At 38.6% G+C, this 233-nt stretch carries 1 protein-coding gene; it reads right to left on the bottom strand.

The window, feature by feature from the left end:
* Nucleotides 1-102 precede the first annotated feature (102 nt).
* Nucleotides 103-233, bottom strand: a 131-nt coding sequence (locus NLF92_RS13830; RefSeq protein ID WP_254102856.1) for a DUF481 domain-containing protein, incomplete at its 5' end; no start/stop codon positions are given.

Here is a 233-nt window from a genome sequence, read left to right as displayed (position 1 = left end):
GCTTAAATAAAAAACGCTGCATATTATGCAGCGTTTTTTTTAGATTAACACACAGGCCTAATGCCTAACTTACCGCGAGGGTAGTTGTGTGTATATCTTAGCTTAGAAGAAGTTGTAAACTAGGCTAACAGCGGTCTCTGTATCTAGCTTCTCAACATCGTCTTCAACATTGGTGTTGTGATCAAGTTTGAATGATAGACGCATTGATAGGTTACCGCTAATAGTTGCAGTAA

The sequence above is a fragment of the Opacimonas viscosa genome (genome assembly GCF_024199005.1).
Taxonomy (GTDB): Bacteria; Pseudomonadota; Gammaproteobacteria; order Enterobacterales; family Alteromonadaceae; genus Opacimonas; species Opacimonas viscosa.
Note: the sequence above shows the minus strand (reverse complement) of the source record. Positions and strands in the feature narration are given on the sequence as shown.